Below are 17,225 nucleotides of genomic sequence, written 5' to 3'. Positions count from 1 at the left end.
GTGGCCGTGGGCCGTCCGGCGCGACTCAGCCGGCGAAGGCGCGCACCGGCTGCCCCGGCACGGCGACGCGCGCGCGGAAGACGGCACCGGCCTGGGGCTCGGGGTCGTCGAGGTTCTCGCGGGAGGTCGTGACGTAGAGGTCGCACAGGTCGTCGCCGCCGAACGTGCACGCCGTGGTGAGGCGCACCGGGACGGTGACCTCGGCGAGCACGTCGCCCTGCGGTGAGTAGCAGCGGACGCGGCCCGCGCCGTTGAGGGCGACCCAGACGTTGCCGGCGCTGTCGACCGTGAGGCCGTCGGGATGGCCGGCGTCGTGGGTGACGAAGGGGCGCCGGTCGGTGAGCTCGCCGTCGACGACCGTGAACACGTCGGTGCGGCCGGTCGGCGTGTCGTCGTAGTAGGCGAGTCGGCCGTCCGGCGAGAGGTCGATGCCGTTGGAGATCGTCACCTCGGGCAGCAGGGTCGTGACGTGGCCGCTGCCGTCGACCCGAAAGAGCCGTGCACTGCCGGGCACGCGGTCGTAGCCCATCGTGCCCGCCCACAGGCGGCCCTCGCCGTCGACACCGCCCTCGTTCATGCGGACCGTCGGGTCGTCCCAGAGGTCGAACCACGGGGTGGGAATGCCGTCCGGATCGTCCGCGAGCGCCAGACCGCGCTCGGTCGCGACCACCCAGCCACCGGACGTGCGGGGCCGCACGAACGCGGCGACGTCGCCGACGTGCAGGCGGTCGACGGAGCCGTCGGCGCGCAGGGTCAGGACGTCACCGGCGAGGAGGTCGACCCAGCGCAGGCCGCCCCACGTCGGCGACCACACGGGTCCCTCGCCGTGGTAGCAGAGGGCGTCGGTGACCTGCTCGAGCTCTCCCGTGACGATCGGGCCGCCCTGGTGGCCCATCAGTCCCACCACACGCCGACGTAGTGGTGACCCTCGGGCACGACCGGCCCGTCGACGAGCCACTCCGCGCTCGCGGCCGGACCACCGCTCGCCTCGGTGTCGGCATCGATCGTCATCGCGTCGACCTCCTCGGGCAGCAGTGTCGTGATGACGGCCACCCCACTCGCGTAAGGCCATTCGTCGTCAGGAAAGTCCTGGAACTCGAGGACGTCGAGCTCGACCCGCACGTCGAGCACCTCCGGGTGCTCGCGCAGCTCGAAGAGCACCCGGCGCACGGTGTCGAGCGGCACGTCCTCCGGACGGTTAGGCGCGATGCACCACTCACAGTCGTTGCCCTCGAAGAACTGCTCGAGGGTGACGGCCACCTGGGCACTCGCCCCGCCGCGCTCGCGGACGTGGTCGACGAAGGCGGTCTGCTTGGCGAGATCCATGACGGTTTCGGCCCCTGGGGTCGCGTTCCTGGCACTGGCGCTGCGTCGGCTACACTGACGCCGCGTGCCGCCTTGCGGACCCTTCGCGGGGCACCTCCGGGCGGCCCGTGCGAGCGTAGCTCAATGGTAGAGCGCCAGCTTCCCAAGCTGGATACGCGGGTTCGATTCCCGTCGCTCGCTCCAGCACAAAGCCGCAGGTCAGGACATGGTTCCCGACCTGCGGCTTCGTCTTTGGGGCGGTGCCCTTGGTGCCGCGTGCAACGAACGTGCAACTACGTACCCTCGTCCACGTCCTCCGACGCGGGTCCACGGTGCGACGCGACCAGGTCGTTGAGGCGGTCGGCGAGGGCGCGCGACCGGGACTCCGTGGCGTGCTGGTAGATGAGTGCGGCCCGCATCGTCGAGTGCCCCATCCGGTGCATGAGCTCTCGCGTCGAGGCGCCGGACTGGGCGACGAGGTGGTTGCCCGTGTGGCGCAGGTCGTGGAAGTGGAAAACCTCGGGGAGCCCCGCAGACACGAGGGCCTGCGCCCACCCGACGTTGGCGCGCCAGTTGCCCCGGCGCGGGGTGGCGCCCCGCTCCCCCGTGAACACGAGGGCGTCGTCACCGACGGCTACCCGAGCCATGTGCTCGCGCAGCTCGTCGACCAGGAGGGCGGGCAGCGTGACCACGCGGACGCTGTTGTTCTTGGGCGGTCCCTCCTCGAGTAGTCCGCCTCGTTCGATCAGGCTCCGGTGGACGAAGGCCAACCCCTCCTCAAGGTCAAGGTCGCGGCGACGGAGGGCGATCAACTCGCCCCATCGCATGCTCGTGAGGGCGGCGGTCAGGACGAAGGCTCGGTACTGCGGGCCGACAGCATCGGCAAGAGCGAACACCTGGGCGACCGAGGCGACCGGTCGCTCGGGAGCCTTCTCTTGGTCGGCGCCCCTGATGCGGCAAGGGTTTCGAGCGATTCGTCCGTCATCGACGGCCGTGTTGAGCACCGCACGGAGCAGCCGGTATGCCTTGGCGGTCGTCACCTCGGAGCGGCCCGAGCGGAGAAGCTCGGCGCGCCAGGCCCGGACTCGCTCAGTGTTGAGCGAGCCGAGCTGCACGTGGCCGAGGAATGGCCGGATGTGCAGGCGATTGAGGCCCTCGTACAGGTCCCGAGTTCGGGCACTGATGCGGTGCTCGATGATCCACTTGGTTGCGTAATCATCGAGGGTGACACGTCCCAGGTCAGGGTCGAGCCAGTCGCCGCGGAGGAGCTCGGACTGCCGCACCGTCAGCCACGCGTGGGCGTCGGCCTTGGTGCGGAACGTGTTGGGCGCCGTTCTGCGAAGGCCGTCGGCGGCCAAGTAGCTCGCTTGCCAGCGACCCGACGGCAGTTGGCGGACGGCTCCGAACTCGCGCCGCTTCCTCCGGGTTGCCATCAGGACGCCTGCCGGTTCGCGCGGTCGACGGGCTCGACCATCCCAGCGGCCACGAACTCGACGAGCGCCGACTCAGGGATCCTCACGTGCCGGCCCACCTTCACGAAGCGGATGCGCCGCTGGGCAATGAGACGCCGCGGAAATCGAGGTGACGTGCCGAGGCATACGGCCGCCTCATCGAGGTTCAACAGTCGTTCCATCGTTCTCCTCCTCGTATGAGCCGACCATGCTGGCGGCGGTGGGACTGTTTGCCGAATGACTGTCCACAGGTCCGTCGGGTGGCGAGCCGCGGGGGCTATCGCGTTGTGCTGCAGCGCGCTTCGCGTCGTCGTACTGGGTGCGCCAGCGTTGGGCCTGTCGCAGGGAGGCGGTGATGACGGCGGTGTAGTCGCGTTCGCAGACGGGGACGTCTTCCCAGACGAACCGGGGCAGCCCGTCCTGGTGCAGGACGTCGGCGGCGAGCCGGTCGGCCTCGGGGGCGTCGATGCCGGCTTCGGTCAGGACGGCGCGAACGACGGCGACGCGGTCGGCCTTGTGCTGCGTGAGGGTCTTGCCGGACCAGTGCCGCGAGACCAGGACGCGGCGGCCGCCGAGGCCGAGGTGGTCCCGGTCGTGGGCCTTGGACGGACACGCGCCCGGGATGAGGCCCGGGCCGGGGTCCTTGGGTTGGATGCCGTGGCGTAGCCAGTTCGCGCAGGCCGGGGAGCAGGGCAGCCAGCGGACCTCGCGGTGTAGCCGGTCGATGTGCCGCTCGTACGCGACCGCGGTCGGATCGAGCTCGTCGTCGGCCCGGTCGGTGTGGGCGGTCTGGGCGTAGGTGTCGGCGATGGACTTCGTCAGGTACTTGCACAGGTACCGGACGGCGCGATCGCTGTTCGGGGTGCCGCCGAGCAGGCCTTTGATGTCGACCTGGGCACCGAAGGTGAGCACGTGCATCGGCTCGACGTCTTCGCCGACCGGGTCTGCGTCGAGGCGGTCGAGGGCGTCCTGCCACGTCGGCAGCGCGGCCCCGGTGGCCGGGTCGGCGTAGGCCTCACGGTCGCGGTCCCACACCGGCAGCGTGTCGCCGTCGTAGACGACTTCGTCGATGCTGGGCCACCAGATCGCGGCGTAGGTGCCCCTGGCGACGGCCTTGATGGTGGCTCGAGGGATGGCCCCGCGGACGGCGGCGTGCAGGTGGGGGGCGAGCCGGCGCTGGGGTTCGACGGCGGCGAAGTACTGGACCTTGTAGCCGGCGGCGCGGCGCAGGTTCTGCCAGAACCGGTCGACCAGCCGCGGGAACAGCAGCGCGTCGAGCGCGGCGCGGCGGTAGTCGTAGCGGGCAGGGTTCCGGGGGACGCCGGTGCCGGGGAGCACTTTGCCGTAGGAGGGCAGGGTGAGGGTGAGGAACATCGAGGGCCGGTAGGTGCGGCCGGTGCGCTCGTCGGTGAACGCAGTACCGATGGTGCGGTCCTGCACCGGCAGCGTGGGCAGGTCGGGGAAGCCGGACAGGTGCCTGGTGGAGCGCACTCGACGCGGCTGGGCTCCCTCGTCCGATGCCTCGTCTTCCTGGTCCTCGTCTTCCTCTTCTTCTTCGGGCTGCTCTTCGTCGTCGAGTCGGTCGGTGTCGAGGTGGCGTGGTGGGTCCTCGGTCAGGTGCCAGCCTTCGCGGCACTGGTGCATCCGCAATCGGCGGGCCTTCACGGCGCAGGACGGGCAGACCTTCTCCCGGGTGGAGCCGCACGCGATGGGGACGGTGCTGACGGCGCCGGTCGCGCGGTCGGTGACCTGGCGCAGCAGCGGCCGGATGCAGACCCCGGCGCGCTCGGCCGCCGCGACGGCCATGTCGGTGGTGACTCCGTCGTGGGCACGGGTGCGCAGCCGCCGCTCTGCCTCAATCACCTGAACGGCAGTCGGCACAGCGGCGGGGCGGTGGCTGCTCATGCGGCACCCCCGAGCGGTAGGACCCCCTGCCACGCCGGCTGGCCGTCAGCGGCGCCGGGGGCCTTGACCCAGCCGGGACGTGCGGGCTCGGTGTAGGACGGGTCGCGGTTGGTGCCGGCCCACCAGCCCGCGCACACCCCCGACGAGGAGGCGTACGCGGCGCACTCGGCGAGGACCGGGCAGGCCGTGCAGAGCCCGCGCATCGTCTCGGCATCCCACGGGCCGACCTGCTCAGGTTCAGCGGTCCACGGCAGTTCGGTACGGGCGCCGCAGGAGCCGAGGGCCTGCCAGGCGACCGACCCGAGCGGGTGTCGAGCTGCGGCGTCCGCGGCCTGGCACCAGACGGACTCCAGGGCGGCCCACCGGGCGGAGCGCGACAGGGTGGTCATGCGACCTCACCCCGAGGGGCAAAGGCCGTAACAGGCGCAGAGGTCAAGGCCTCGCCTACGACGGCCGCCACGGGTTCCCCTCGCGTCAGCCGTGCTCGGAACGGGCGTCGCTCGGCGGTGCTGAGGCCACCCCAGATCCCGAAGTCCTCGTCGAAGACCAGCGCCCAGGTCAGGCAGGAGCGGCGGACCGGGTAGTCGTGGCAGATGGACGCGGCGCGGTCGTGGATCCGGCGTGAGGTGTCGGCGAACCACAGTTCGGCGTCGGTCTGCCGGCAGGTGCCGTACTCCTTCCAGCCGCCGGAGGCCAGGTCACGTGGCACCGGGCCGGTCGAGCGCGACAGGTCCGGCCTACCCAACAGGGCAGTCAGTGCGGTCTGGGTGCGCATGATCAGGCAGCCTCAGATCCGTGGTCGCTGGACCCCAACGACGACTCGGACACGGACACCGACGAGGCGGTCTCAGCGCCCTCGCGCGGTCGGCGTGCGCGCTGTGTTCGGGGCTGGCGCGGGGTACGCGTCGCCTGTGCGGGTCGCGGTGTGCGGGTCGTCGCCATCGAGGCGACGTCTGCCCGACTTGTCTCCGCGTCGCGCGGCTCGACGACCTGATCCTCGACGGTGGTCTCCTCTACGACGAGGGCGGGGTAAGTGGCGGCGGTCTCGCGGACGAGCTGGTCGGGCCAGTAGTCGGCGCGGACCCGGTCGAGGGTGCCGTCCTCCTCGATGACCCAGGCGGAGCCGGGCGCGGCCGGGGAGAGCCGGTGCGCGGGCGCGAGCGCGGCGGTGCCGTCACCGAGGACCATCCGGGTCTCCTCCGCCGACCGCAACCGCAGGGCGATGGTCTGGGTGAACAGGCCGCGCATCCCGACGACCTCCTTGCGAGGGTCCTGCACGCAGGCCAGGACGACGACGCCCAGGGCGCGGCCTTGCGTGAGGATCTCGGCGAGCAGCCGGGAGGCTTCCCGCTTGGTGTCCGGGTCGCTGTAGGCGGTCAGGGCGGCGAGCTCGTCGATCACGAGGACGTGCAGCGGGTCCCCCGGACGGGGCTCGTGGAGGCGGGAGACGCCGGCCATGGCGTGCCCGCGGTCCTCGATGACCTGCAGAAGCCGGGTCAGGGTCACGATCGCGTCGGTGGGGGTGACGGCGACGGTCGTGAACAGGTGGCGGCCCATCATGACCTCGACGCCGCGTTTGAGGTCGACGCCCCAGAGCCGGACCAGGTCCGCCCGTACCGCGGGGGCGAGGCCGCCGCAGACCCCCCAGAGCATCGAGCCCTTCCCCGAGCCGGAGCAGCCCACGACGAGCGTGTGCCGACCCCGGACCTGCAGCGCCCACGGAGTGCCGTCCTGCCGGCGACCGAGGGTGACCGTGTCGACGATCAGGTCGGCCCCCAACTCGGCGGGCAGCTGCGCGTCGGCGGTCGCGGCCAGGGCCTCGCGCATGACGAGGGCGATGTCGAGGACGGAGGGGGTCCACTGCCGGACCCGGTACGAGACCGCGGAGGCTGCAGCGGCGAGGGCCGGGGCGGCGTCCTCGAGGTCTTGGACGGTCTGACCCATCCGGGCTCGCACCCGCAGCGTGAGGGCGTCGCCGGTCGTGAGGACGTCCATCAGCCGGGGCGGGACCCACTCCGAGGCGGTGCCGGTCGAGGAGACCTGCACGCGGCCGTTGCGGCGGGCCAGCGCCCAGGTGCGGCGGCGGACGTTGCGCTGCACCGAGAGGCCGCACTCCCGCGCGAGGGTCGGCCAGGTGCGGCGAGCCCAGCGGCGCCACCCGAACCGGCGCGACGGCCCAGCGAGCCAGCGCTGATACCCAGCCGGCCACCGGTACTCCCATACCGCGACCACCAGACCAGGCAGCGCGGCGACGGTGATCAGGACCCGTGCCGCGGCGGGATCGGGCTGGGTCAGGGCCGCGAGCAGCGCCATCAGCGCGAACCCGAGCGCCCAGCGCGGGTGACGCCGTGCCCACCGGCCCCACCCCTCGGCGAGAGCGAGCAGCACGCGGACGCCCGCGCCGGACGAGCGCAGGGCCCGGGAGCCGACCGCAGCCGACCCCCGAAACCCACGCGAGGCAGTCGTCGAGGACGTCATGTCATGCCGCCTTCGAGCCATGGCCCGACGAACCCGACGCGCCACCGTTCGACTGGCCGGCGGCGGGCTTGCCCTCGTCGACGAGCCGGTCCGCCCGCCACATCTCCGACAGACCGCCGGCCTTGTTGACCCGAACCTCGACCGTCAGGTCGATGAACTCGACCGGCGCGAACTCCGCCAGCACCGGGCGGTGCGGGCAGCCCAGCTCTACGACACCCGTCGTCATTGACTCCCGCCCGAACGTCGTCTGCTTGTAGACCACCTCGACCTGCCACAGCGGCATCCCGGTCGCCTCATCACGCGCCTGCGCCTCACTCGGACGCCGCTTACCGTCCCGCTCCTCCCACTCCCGAACCTCGTTGACGATGCCCGTCGAGCGAAGCCCCGCCCGCTTGCTGTCGACCGCGTAACTGGACATGTGTTCCTGCCTTCGTGTCATCGGGCCGTGTTGCCCATGACCAGAAGACGCCCGCAAAAGGGGACAAACACACCACCCCGTAGGACGTTTTAGGACGTCCTTGTGTGCTAGAAACGTCCCAGAACGTTCAGAGGAGGGGTCATGACGAACGAACGACTTCGGGCCGCGATCACGAGCGCGGGCCTGAACCTGCAGACCTTCAGCGAACAAGTCGGCGTCGATCCCAAGACCGTCGAGCGGTGGATCACCAAGGACCGCAGCCCGCACCGTACCCACCGGATGAACGCCGCCGTGATCCTCGGCAAGAGCGACGGATTCCTCTGGCCCGCAACCGAGTCCGACCGCATCAGCCGATCAGCCACCGAGGCAGAGTTGGTTCGGCTATACCCGAGCCGCGGCGCGATTGACGCCGATATGTGGCTCTCACTCGTCGATGACGCCAAGGAATCGATCGACCTGCTCGCGTACGCCGGAAGCTTCCTCCACGACGCGATCCCGGGCTTCGTCGACCGCCTATCAGCCCGGTCCCGCAGCGGGGTCCGCGTCCGACTCCTATTCGGGGACCCAGCGAGTGAAGCCGTCGCGCTGCGCGGTCGCGAAGAGGGCATCGACGAGCTGATGGCCGCGCGGTGCAAGCTGACGTGGAAGTACCTCGTGCCGGCCATCGGGCCAGCGCGCATGCAGGCACGTAGGCACGGGACGACGCTCTACGCGTCGATCTTCCGCTTCGATGACGTCCTTCTCGCCAACCCGCACGCCTACGGCGCCAGTGCCTCCCACTCACCGGTCCTGCACATCAACCGCATCCCCGGAGGCCGGCTCTTCAGCCACTACATGGACTCCTACGACCGCGTCTGGGCTACCGCTCAGCCAGTCTGACGAGGACGCATAGGGTCGACGCATGGCCCGAACCGACTACATCGATGACCCCGACGCGCCGGCAATCAACAGCGTTGTCCCCTCAGTTGTCGCCATCGTCCAGGACGACCAAGGCCGGGTCCTGATGATCCACAAGACCGACAACAACAAGTGGGCACTGCCCGGGGGCGGGCACGAGCCGGGAGAAGCGATCAGCGATACCGTCGTGCGTGAGGTCAAGGAAGAGACCGGCTACGACGTCGAGGTCGAGACCATCACCGGCACGTACACCAACCCCAACCACCGCATGGCCTACGACGACGGTGAGGTCCGGCAGCAGTTCTCCATCGCCTTCCGCGCACGCCTCGTAGGTGGAGCACCGCGCACGAGCAGCGAGAGCAGCGAGGTCGAGTGGCTCACCGCTGAGCAGATCGACCAGCTCGAAGTTCACCCCTCGATGCGGCTACGCCTCCAGCACGCTCTCGGCGACTCCGAACGGCCATTCATCGGATAGCCGGAGCCGGGCCCGAGCACGCATCGCTGACGCGAGCAAACCCGGACCCGACCGCGTCACGGCGCGGTGCACGGGATCCTCGGCGCCATATCGCGACAGGATCTCGCCGATGCGTTCCTCGGGTGTCGTAAGGTCACCTGCCGGCCCAACCACCAGATCCAGAAGCGTCAACGCGTCCAGGTCCGCGCCATAGGCCACCGGCAACTCGCCGAATTGATCGGCCAAACCACGCTCCGCCGCCTCATAGACAGCGCCCGTGTGGTGCGCAACCAGCGCGACCACAGCCACCGGCGCACCGAACCTGAGCAACGCCCGCGCTCCGTCAATGGCGTGCATACCTGTGTCCCGAAGGCCAGAGGCATAGCCGATGTCATGCACCCAGGCAGCCTGCACCACCGACGAGGGCAAGCCCGTGCCCCAAGCCCTGGTCTCCTCGGCAAGCCGGCCCACTGCCGACAGGTGAGCCCACCGGCGACCTGAACCCGAGATCCACTCCCGCGCGAGGTCCTCAGCCGTCGACTCGCTCCACATCCGACAATCATCCCGTAACTGGCGCGCCGATGGCCTGGAGGCTTCGAGTTCGAACCTTTCCCATAATGCCGATGGTCGGACGTTCCACACCGAGAAGGGGCTACCCCGAGCGTTCGGTCGTGAAAGCGGAGAACGCTGGCGATCAGTGGCTGGTGGGTCATGGCCCACTGTCGAGTCGCTGGAGCTAATCTCGTCGGGCGGTACACGGCGACTGCGGTCAGAGGAGGATGTCTCCGCGGGGGATGACGAGACCGCGGACGTCGAGGACCGTCGTCTGCGGGACCATCGAGGGATCGGGCGCGTCGCCCAAGAGTTCACTCAATAAGGGGAAGACTATGTCGACGTTGGCGCGGTCGTACTGCTCCTTCGACTCCCAGATCTCCAGCACCTCGAAACCGTCGGGGTGAGCGCGACCAATGTGGACGAGCAGGCCGTCGATAGCGATGCCTACCCTTTTGATCATCTCCGCGTGCATTCCGTCGTATGTCCCGACCGGGGCTCGCATCGTGCTAGTGACTCCGTACATTTTCGATCTCTTTCCTTGTGGTGCGGCTTGGGCGTCGTCGGCGTTGCTAGCGCCCCGATGCCCGGAGCGACTCGCGGTCACCTGAAGCGTCCTACCCTTCGCGAGCGGCTCACTGGCTTACGAAGGTCCTTGGCATTGAGGCTTGCTTGCGGTCGGCGCGAGTGTCGGCATAGGCAGACATCGGCGTGCGGGTCACTTCGGTGGGGCCAGGTCGAGGTGGAGCACTGCCTGTGGCCCGTCCCAGCGTCTCCACGCTGGACGCAAGAGTCCTAGCACGCGGAGTACAGCGTGCTCCAGGGCGTACTTGCGTCGGACCAGCCCCCAGACCCGTTTGACTGCCTGGGGATCGGTGACGACGTTGGCGCGTCCGCGGACGGGGTGGGCGGACGGCGTCGGCTTGCCCTGCGGGCTGCACGGCACGAGGGTGATGGAGGCGTCGCGCCGGAGCCGGCGAACCTTGGCGGAGTCCAGGTTGGTGAGGACGGCCAGGTGGTCGCGGTCTTGGACGACCCAGACCGGTGTCGAGACCGGTTGCCCGGACGAGCGAAAGGTGGTGAGCAGAACGAACCGGGCGCGGCGCAGGTCGCGGCTGCTGTCGTGGCTCACTGCGACACCTGCTGTAGGCCGGCGCCTCGTAGCCGCGGGAGCGCTGCGGTTGTGCGGCCGGTCATCAGGAGCAGCAACGCTGCGAGGTCGCCCTCCAGGGTCGGCCCATCCCCAACGACGATGTTGGCGTCGGTCGCCACCAGCGTCACGCCAGCGAGGCGACGCTGGGCGTGGAAGGGCCATCCCATGCCCCATACCCGGGCGAAGGCCGCGCTGGCGGCCTCGAGTGGCATCGGCCGGGAGATTCCGAGGGGGATTGCGATGTCCTGGCCGTGCACGAGTGCGTCCATGAGCAGGTTGTTGGCGTTGGTGATCAGTGGCATGGTCCGAGCCGCGGCGTCGCGGCGCAGCTGCTCCACGATCTGAGCGGTGGGTCGGCGTGCGTGGTCGATGGCGATCTGTGCGCCCGCAGCCCACAGATTGCCCTTGGCGCGCGCCAGCTGGCCGAGCAACGTCGCCATGGTGGGTGCGGTCGGCGTCATGGCCACGTGAGCAGCCACGTCGCGCACCCGCCAGCCCGAGCACAGGGAGGGGGTTTCCCACTGCGCGGGGGTCAGCTCTTCCAGCATCGAGGCGAGCCCGAGCCGCTCGTTCTCGACCGCCATCCACATGACCTCATCCATGCCGGCCTCCAGATATAGTTAGAGCCTCGAACTACATTCTCACCTGCCCGTTCCCCTCCACAAGAGGATTCCGTGACTGATCCGAGCCTGGGTGTCTTGCTCTTCATCCCCTACCGCCACATGGAGCAGCGCATTCTCCGCGCCGTGCACGAGGGAGGCCACCCCATAACGTTGGCTCAGGCGCGAATGGCCCAGCGGATCAACGACGAGGGCTCGCGTCTGACCCAACTCGCCGAGTCCGCTCAGGTCACCAAACCAACCGCTCTCTATCTGGTGGACCAGCTCCAAGAGGGCGGCTACGTCCAGCGGGTCGCCGACCCAACCGACGCCCGCGCCCGGCTCATCCGCTTCACATCAAAGGGACGAGCGGTCATCGCCCTGGCCCGGGCTGCCCAACTCGAAGTCGAGCAGGAATGGCTTGCGCACCTGGGCGCGAAGAGGACCGATGCCCTCGTGGATACGCTCGCCAGGTTGCGGTCGATCACGGACCCGTACCTCGAGGTCGCGCCCTCAGCAGAGGCCGCGCTGACGGGCCCGCCTACCCGCCCAACGCGGAGTCAATGAAGCGACATCGGCCAGGGTGGTCGAGCCGGACCCGCCCCACATCGCCGTCTGTTGGGCTGCCGCAACGGTCCGCTCATGCCGCATGCGGGCCAGCCGTCGACGCGGTCGCGGTTAGGGACGGCAGTGACAGACACATGACATCGGTCCCCGGATTAGCCTGAGACTCATGTCCCCGAGTGCTGAGCGTCGTGCGGCCGCGGCGACCGTGAGTGCCTTCCACGAGGCGCAGCTGGCCCAGCTCGTGGAGCGGGTCGGGCTCGAGATCGACCGGTTCCGCGCCGGTGAGCTGGATGCGTTCGAGGCGGACCAAGCGTTGTTCCAGTACTCACGTGCCGCCAAGGAGCAGTGGAAGTTCTGCAATGGCGTGGATGTCGAGTGGGTGGCACAAGACATTCGGGAGCGGGCACCGAGTCAGTGGTGGGAGCGCGGAACCGGCCGCCGACGGTGACCGTTCGAGTCCCCCGATCGTGCCGTCCTGCAGGTTGCGCGCTGCTGCGGGATGATGGCGGCGCTTTCCTGGGTCGGCCGACTCCGTTCACCCTGCAAAGATGACTACCTACGAGAACGTCTTGGTCCCGATCCCTCTGCCTCCAGAATCGGACACGCTCAGACGCGCGGTCGCCGCCTACCTGGCCCGGTTCAAAGGACAGTCCCGGGTTCACACCGAGTCCGACCTGCGCGCATTCCTGACCTGGTGCCGCGGACACGGCCTGGACCCGCTGACCGCGCAACGACCGCACATCGAGCTCTACATCCGGTGGATGCAGGAGACCCGCCGCTACAAGCCTTCGACCGTGAGCCGCCGCGTCGCGGTCGTCGCCGGGTTCTACCGGACCTGCGTCATCGACGCCGTCCTGGCGCAGTCACCGGCCGAGCACGTTCGGCGCCCGAACGTGCCCGCCGAGTCACCCACCCTCGGACTGACCCACCTGCAGTTCGAAGCGATGCTCGCCACCGCCCGCACCTCCACCAACGTCAACGACTTCGCCCTCGTCGCGATGCTCGGCCTGCTCGGGCTGCGGATCTTCGAAGCCTGCGGCGCCGACATCTCCGACCTTGGCGAAGAACACGGCCACCGCGTCCTACGCGTGACCGGCAAAGGCGGCAAGGTAGTCCTGACTCCCCTGCCACCGGCAGTAGCCCGCGCCATCGACCGCGCCGTCGACGCCCGCACCTCGGGACCGATCCTGCGAACCGGCCGCGGCACCCGGATGGACCGACACTGTGCCACTCGACGCCTGCACCACCTCGCCGAAGTCGGCGGCGTGCACGTCGCCCGGATGCACCCACACATGCTGCGCCACACCTTCGTCACGACCATGCTCGACGCCGGCGTTGACCTGCGCGACGTCCAGATCGCCGCCCGGCACGCCGACCCGCGCACGACCATGCGTTACGACCGGGCCCGGAAGAACCTCGACCGCCACCCCAACTACATCCTCGCCGCCTACATGGCCTCAGGCACCTAAACCCAGCGCCGTCACGAGAATGGCGGACGTTTGTCGGCGGACGCCGATCGTGACACACTGGTACAAGAACCTGTACCAGTAGGAGATGTCATGGCTGTCACTGCAAGCGAGGCCCGGAAGAACTTGTTTCCGCTGATCGAGCAGGTCAACGAGGACCGCACACCAATCGAGATAACCTCCCGCCGCGGCGACGCGGTGCTGATGTCCCGCGCAGACTACGACGCGCTCGAGGAGACAGCTCATCTGTTGCGGGTCCCAGCCAATGCCCGACACCTGCTTGAGAGCCTGCAGCAGGCACGGTCCGGGCAGCGGGACGAGCACGACCTGGCGCGATGAGGCTGGTCTTCACACCGAACGGATGGGCGGACTACACGTACTGGCTTGCTGCTGACCGGCAGATGCTCAAACGGATCAACCGGCTCATCGATGACGCACTTCGCGACCCGGTGGCTGGCATCGGTAAGCCCGAGCCGCTGCGGCACATGCTGGCCGGCGTCTGGTCACGTCGGATCACTGAAGAGCACCGGCTCGTTTACCTCATCGACGGCGACGACCTGGTCGTCCTTCAGGCCCGCTTCCACTACGACTGAGGAGTCATCCGCTCCTGCCGCGGTGAGGACGGGACGTCCGACGTGGGTGCGGCGAGTAGGCGTGGAACTCCGATCGGCTAGATCGCCGTGTGCCCTGCGGGTATCGAGTCTTCGCCGAGTTCGATCGGGCGCGCCTTGATGGCCTTTGCCCCGGCGACTCTTCTAATCAGCCATGCCGGGCCGCCTATGTAGCGCCAGTCGTCATCCCAGAGGGTTGAGACCAGCCACGAACGATCGGGGGGAAACATGAGGTCGGGCAGCAAGTCCTTGTCCGTCTCGTCGGCCCTCCAGCGCAGAGCGTCTTCCGCGCCCGCCCTCACTAGGACGTACTCGTTGTTGTAGACGCGAATGCGCGGCGCCTCTTGAAACACCACGTCGGAGATCCCGGTTTCGAGAAAGCCGATCCACCATTGGCCCGGTGCGGCCAGGGTCAACGTCTCGACAAGTAAGCCGTTCTGCACCTTGATGGCCTCCGGGTCTGCCGGCACTGACACGGTGCAGTAGGCCTCGAAGACTGGTGGGATCGCAGACGTGACCGTCCGCCCGACCCCTGTCTGGGCGTTGATCCACGCAACCTCGGCGTCAGACCCAAAGACCTGGCTTGAGGCGTCCGTCGGCTTGCTCACGTTGGCATGTGACCGCACGCGAAACGCTCACGTCAACCCCTGCAACTGATCCATCGCTCCCAAAGAGGGACTGCCCTCTTCTGCCGCGTTCAAGGACGGACGACGGGCCCTCCCGCCAGGTACGACCTTCCTAACCTCGCCGAACGTCGGTACATGCTCGATCAACCGCCATGATTGCGTCGAACGTTTCCTTGGTGTGCTTGGCGAGTTCAATGGGTCGTTGCAACACCGGTCTGTTGTAGCGAGAGTAGTTGTTCCTCGAAGACCTCCGCCGGGGTCTTCCAGCCGAGGATCTTGCGCGGTCGGTTGTTGACCGCGAGGGCGACTGCTTCGAGGTCATCGGCGGACCATCGGGACAGGTCGGTGCCCTTCGGGAAGTACTGACGAAGAACGCCGTTGGTGTTCTCGTTCGTGGGCCGCTGCCAGGGCGAGTGCGGGTCGGCGAAGAACACTCTCGTGCCGGTATCAAGCGCGAACTGGGCGTGACCGGAGAGCTCCTTGCCCCGATCCCAGGTGAGGGTTTTGCGCAGCTGCTCGGGAAGCCTGCTCATCGACGCCGTCAGAGCGGTGTTCATCGCGACCGCGCCGTAGCCACCGAGCGATGGGCCGTTCTTCACAGCGGGTATCTCGCCCCAGCCTTCCAGCCGCGGCAGGTGCGCCAGGATCGTGGATCGGCTGCTGCGTTCGACGAGGGTGCCGATCGCGGACCGTCCTGTGCCGATGATCAGATCACCTTCCCAGTGCCCAGGAACCGCCCGATCCGCGGCCTCGGCAGGACGCTCGCTGAGCACGACATCTGGGGTGACATGTCCTTGCGGCTTGTTCTGCGACCGCGCCCGAGGCTCGCGCAGCGCCCTACCAGTGCGCAGGCACGCGACCAGCTCACGTTTGAGCGCGCCCCGGCCCTCGATGAACAGCGACTGATAGATCGCCTCGGGGCTGATGCGCATGGACTCATCATCCGGGAAGTCCACCGGCAACCGCGCCGAGATCTGCTCCGGGCTCCACGCCATCGCCCACCGCCGGTCCGCCCGGTGCGGCTTGTTCAGCCCCTTCCACGCCGGCGGCTCGGGCCCGGTGACGATCGTGCCGTCAGGCCGGCGGATACTCCCGGCCAGTCGGGACTGCACGTACTCACGCAGCAGGCCGTTGCCGACGAGCTTCGCAGTCTTCGGCCGCTTCGCCGCCTGCTGCGCCTTCCACTGCGCCACCACGGCCCGGTACACCGGCTTACCGCCCCTGGTTGCCGCGTTCCTTCGCAGCTCGCGAGAGACCGTCCCCGGGTCGCGTCCGATCCTGCGGGCGATCTCCCGCACCCCGATCTGTTGAGCGCGCAGCAGTGCGATCTCCTCACGCTCGAGAAACGACAGGTAGCGCCCCGTGGGCTACTGCAGGCTGATCGGCGGCATGCCGCCAGCGTGGCGGAACCACCGGGCTCCGACTGGCCACGACACCCCCACCGCTTGCGCGGCCTCGACCGTCGTCACGCCCGCAGCGATGCGCCGCCAGAAGTCGCGTTGCACCGCACGTGAGGGCTCGGGCCTGCCCGGTGAGCGCATCGGTGGGCGCATCGCCCGATCCGCTGCCAACTGCCGCCGCCCACCCGAAGGAGGCTCCGCTCCCTGCTTCTCGGCTCGTCCCATCGCGCACCTCCGTGATCGAGGTGTTGCGACGACCGGTTGAATCCGCCCTTGTTGCCGGCAGCCAAATGGTCCCAGGCGGGAATCGCGGGCTCAAAGAGTTCACGCGTCTCCTGATCACCCTCAGACGCCACCTTGCGGTAAACCTCTGCCGCGACGCGCGCGATCCCCTCGCCGTCGACAGCCGCCGCTACCCGGGGGTTCGCTGCTCGGACCGTCTCACATGACTCCTTCAAGGACTTTCCCCCTGACCAGCAGCCGGCGAGGCCAGCCACAGCCAGGAACGTGGCAACGGCAAGATAAGGACCGCGGGCTGGACGCCCATCCAACCGGAGTTTCATGCGGGCACTTTACGGGTGCCATTGGCTGATACCTGAGATGGCGCGGCGGGCTTAGATGTCCGGGTCGGGGGCCGACCTGAGCGATGATCAGCACATGCGGCCCCGACGTAGCACCTCTCTAGTCGGCGCGCCCCCAGCGGCGCTCATACTCGCCGACGACTATCGGGTCATGATGACCACGATGGGCACCATCGTGGTTGGACTAATCCTCGTCGCGATCGCGGTCGGGAACGCAGCAGGGTGGACACCCTGGGCCGGCGTCGCCTCAGCAATCGTGCTACTTCCGGCATGGCTGTTGCTAATCGTCCGCGCTGCCCGTAGCCGCGTCGCGGTCAGCACGGGCGGCATCGTGATCCGGCGAGTCTTCAGCACGCGCACGATCGCACCGGAGCACTACGACGGAGTTACTTGGAACCCGACGCTCTTCCCCTCAGCCGGCGCATCCCTCGCCATCCGGCGGAAGTCCGGAAGGCCGGTAAGCGCGCCCACGGCCATGGGCATATCCAGGAAGCCTCTCAGGCCGCTCGAGGACGAGGTCGCCGAGATCGGGAAGCAGATCGCCGTCTGGCTGACCGGGGCCGCCTGCAGGCTCCCCTCCCTACCCGGTGCAGTAAGGCCGTCCCACGTGCCGTCGCCCCAGGCGCGCACCACGGAAGATCCGCACCGTCATGCCGCCGAGCGCTCGGGCTGAAGAGCTCGCGCTCGGAGTCGGGCCTCGGGAAGGACGCACGACCGGGAGCTCGAATTACCCCATCATCCTGCTGTTGACACTGTTGCCAG

At 68.8% G+C, this 17,225-nt stretch carries 23 protein-coding genes and 1 tRNA gene; 9 read left to right on the top strand and 15 right to left on the bottom strand.

What is annotated here, in order from left to right; all coding sequences use genetic code 11:
• Nucleotides 1-25: 25 nt before the first annotated feature.
• Nucleotides 26-895 (bottom strand): SMP-30/gluconolactonase/LRE family protein, encoded by an 870-nt coding sequence (locus tag NR112_RS20955; protein WP_256796220.1) that lies wholly within the window; start codon nt 893-895, stop codon nt 26-28.
• The gene (locus NR112_RS20950) at nt 895-1,326 is read right to left on the bottom strand and encodes a hypothetical protein (protein ID WP_256796219.1); all 432 of its coding nucleotides are present in this window, start codon (nt 1,324-1,326) and stop codon (nt 895-897) included. Before NR112_RS20950 ends, NR112_RS20955 begins: the two co-directional genes overlap by 1 nt.
• A 109-nt stretch (nt 1,327-1,435) precedes the next feature.
• On the opposite strand from NR112_RS20950, the gene NR112_RS20945 reads away from it, so the two are divergent.
• Nucleotides 1,436-1,509: transfer RNA gene (locus NR112_RS20945), tRNA-Gly, on the top strand.
• 89 nt (nt 1,510-1,598) lie between these two features.
• On the opposite strand, the gene NR112_RS20940 is transcribed toward NR112_RS20945, so the two are convergent.
• Genes NR112_RS20940 through NR112_RS20910 form a run of 7 tightly spaced genes read right to left on the bottom strand, consistent with a single transcriptional unit; the run spans nt 1,599 to nt 7,578 of the window.
• Nucleotides 1,599-2,738, bottom strand: coding sequence for a site-specific integrase (locus NR112_RS20940; protein WP_256796218.1), 1,140 nt, complete (start codon nt 2,736-2,738; stop codon nt 1,599-1,601).
• The gene (locus NR112_RS20935) at nt 2,738-2,938 is read right to left on the bottom strand and encodes an excisionase family DNA-binding protein (RefSeq protein WP_256796217.1); all 201 of its coding nucleotides are present in this window, start codon (nt 2,936-2,938) and stop codon (nt 2,738-2,740) included. The genes NR112_RS20940 and NR112_RS20935 overlap by 1 nt, the downstream gene beginning before the upstream one ends.
• Nucleotides 2,913-4,661: a replication initiator gene (locus NR112_RS20930; RefSeq protein WP_256796216.1), complete on the bottom strand. Its 1,749-nt coding sequence runs from the start codon at nt 4,659-4,661 to the stop codon at nt 2,913-2,915. Before NR112_RS20930 ends, NR112_RS20935 begins: the two co-directional genes overlap by 26 nt.
• A complete protein-coding gene (locus NR112_RS20925; RefSeq protein WP_256796215.1) occupies nt 4,658-5,050 on the bottom strand; it encodes a WhiB family transcriptional regulator in 393 nt (130 codons plus the stop codon). The genes NR112_RS20930 and NR112_RS20925 overlap by 4 nt, the downstream gene beginning before the upstream one ends.
• Complete coding sequence (locus tag NR112_RS20920; protein ID WP_256796214.1) at nt 5,047-5,436, bottom strand: WhiB family transcriptional regulator; 390 nt, start codon at nt 5,434-5,436, stop codon at nt 5,047-5,049. Before NR112_RS20920 ends, NR112_RS20925 begins: the two co-directional genes overlap by 4 nt.
• A gap of 2 nt (nt 5,437-5,438) precedes the next feature.
• Nucleotides 5,439-7,139, bottom strand: coding sequence for an FtsK/SpoIIIE domain-containing protein (locus NR112_RS20915; RefSeq protein ID WP_256796213.1), 1,701 nt, complete (start codon nt 7,137-7,139; stop codon nt 5,439-5,441).
• 1 nt (nt 7,140) lies between these two features.
• Nucleotides 7,141-7,578 carry a hypothetical protein gene (locus tag NR112_RS20910; protein WP_256796212.1) on the bottom strand — a complete coding sequence of 146 codons (438 nt, stop codon included), beginning with the start codon at nt 7,576-7,578 and terminating at the stop codon, nt 7,141-7,143.
• A gap of 120 nt (nt 7,579-7,698) precedes the next feature.
• Here NR112_RS20910 and NR112_RS20905 point away from each other — a divergent pair, with 120 nt between their 5' ends.
• Together NR112_RS20905 and NR112_RS20900 are read left to right on the top strand one after the other, a co-directional pair.
• Entirely contained in the window at nt 7,699-8,436 is a 738-nt protein-coding gene (locus NR112_RS20905) for an XRE family transcriptional regulator (protein WP_256796211.1), read from the top strand.
• Between the two features lie 22 nt (nt 8,437-8,458).
• Complete coding sequence (locus NR112_RS20900; protein ID WP_256796210.1) at nt 8,459-8,929, top strand: NUDIX hydrolase; 471 nt, start codon at nt 8,459-8,461, stop codon at nt 8,927-8,929.
• Here the strand turns inward: NR112_RS20900 and NR112_RS20895 are convergent.
• The 4 genes from NR112_RS20895 to NR112_RS20880 form a co-directional block, all read right to left on the bottom strand.
• Complete coding sequence (locus NR112_RS20895) at nt 8,879-9,460, bottom strand: hypothetical protein (RefSeq protein WP_256796209.1); 582 nt, start codon at nt 9,458-9,460, stop codon at nt 8,879-8,881. The genes NR112_RS20900 and NR112_RS20895 overlap by 51 nt on opposite strands.
• A gap of 217 nt (nt 9,461-9,677) precedes the next feature.
• The gene (locus NR112_RS20890) at nt 9,678-9,965 is read right to left on the bottom strand and encodes a hypothetical protein (RefSeq protein ID WP_256796208.1); all 288 of its coding nucleotides are present in this window, start codon (nt 9,963-9,965) and stop codon (nt 9,678-9,680) included.
• 213 nt (nt 9,966-10,178) lie between these two features.
• Nucleotides 10,179-10,592 carry a PPOX class F420-dependent oxidoreductase gene (locus tag NR112_RS20885; protein ID WP_256796207.1) on the bottom strand — a complete coding sequence of 138 codons (414 nt, stop codon included), beginning with the start codon at nt 10,590-10,592 and terminating at the stop codon, nt 10,179-10,181.
• On the bottom strand, nt 10,589-11,215 hold the full coding sequence (locus tag NR112_RS20880; RefSeq protein ID WP_256796206.1) for a maleylpyruvate isomerase family mycothiol-dependent enzyme: 627 nt from the start codon (nt 11,213-11,215) through the stop codon (nt 10,589-10,591). The genes NR112_RS20885 and NR112_RS20880 overlap by 4 nt, the downstream gene beginning before the upstream one ends.
• Nucleotides 11,216-11,287: 72 nt before the next feature.
• Here NR112_RS20880 and NR112_RS20875 point away from each other — a divergent pair, with 72 nt between their 5' ends.
• The 5 genes from NR112_RS20875 to NR112_RS20855 all read left to right on the top strand — a co-directional run bounded on the left by NR112_RS20875 (nt 11,288) and on the right by NR112_RS20855 (nt 13,838).
• Nucleotides 11,288-11,779 (top strand): MarR family transcriptional regulator, encoded by a 492-nt coding sequence (locus tag NR112_RS20875; protein ID WP_256796205.1) that lies wholly within the window; start codon nt 11,288-11,290, stop codon nt 11,777-11,779.
• A gap of 166 nt (nt 11,780-11,945) precedes the next feature.
• On the top strand, nt 11,946-12,227 hold the full coding sequence (locus NR112_RS20870; protein ID WP_256796204.1) for a hypothetical protein: 282 nt from the start codon (nt 11,946-11,948) through the stop codon (nt 12,225-12,227).
• A gap of 100 nt (nt 12,228-12,327) precedes the next feature.
• Nucleotides 12,328-13,248: a tyrosine-type recombinase/integrase gene (locus NR112_RS20865; protein ID WP_056825004.1), complete on the top strand. Its 921-nt coding sequence runs from the start codon at nt 12,328-12,330 to the stop codon at nt 13,246-13,248.
• Nucleotides 13,249-13,338: 90 nt separating this feature from the next.
• Nucleotides 13,339-13,584 (top strand): type II toxin-antitoxin system Phd/YefM family antitoxin, encoded by a 246-nt coding sequence (locus NR112_RS20860; RefSeq protein WP_056779810.1) that lies wholly within the window; start codon nt 13,339-13,341, stop codon nt 13,582-13,584.
• The gene (locus tag NR112_RS20855) at nt 13,581-13,838 is read left to right on the top strand and encodes a Txe/YoeB family addiction module toxin (protein WP_256796203.1); all 258 of its coding nucleotides are present in this window, start codon (nt 13,581-13,583) and stop codon (nt 13,836-13,838) included. The genes NR112_RS20860 and NR112_RS20855 overlap by 4 nt, the downstream gene beginning before the upstream one ends.
• A gap of 77 nt (nt 13,839-13,915) precedes the next feature.
• Here the strand turns inward: NR112_RS20855 and NR112_RS20850 are convergent, their stop codons facing one another.
• Together NR112_RS20850 and NR112_RS20845 are read right to left on the bottom strand one after the other, a co-directional pair.
• Nucleotides 13,916-14,464 (bottom strand): hypothetical protein, encoded by a 549-nt coding sequence (locus NR112_RS20850; protein WP_256796202.1) that lies wholly within the window; start codon nt 14,462-14,464, stop codon nt 13,916-13,918.
• Nucleotides 14,465-14,673: 209 nt separating this feature from the next.
• Nucleotides 14,674-15,834: an IS30 family transposase gene (locus NR112_RS20845; protein ID WP_256796293.1), complete on the bottom strand. Its 1,161-nt coding sequence runs from the start codon at nt 15,832-15,834 to the stop codon at nt 14,674-14,676.
• 780 nt (nt 15,835-16,614) lie between these two features.
• Between NR112_RS20845 and NR112_RS20840 the strand changes: the two genes are divergently transcribed.
• A complete protein-coding gene (locus tag NR112_RS20840; protein WP_256796201.1) occupies nt 16,615-17,136 on the top strand; it encodes a hypothetical protein in 522 nt (173 codons plus the stop codon).
• Nucleotides 17,137-17,225 lie beyond the last annotated feature (89 nt).

It is taken from the genome of Terrabacter sp. Ter38 (assembly GCF_024519435.1).
Taxonomy (GTDB): Bacteria; Actinomycetota; Actinomycetes; order Actinomycetales; family Dermatophilaceae; genus Terrabacter.
Note: the sequence above shows the minus strand (reverse complement) of the source record. Positions and strands in the feature narration are given on the sequence as shown.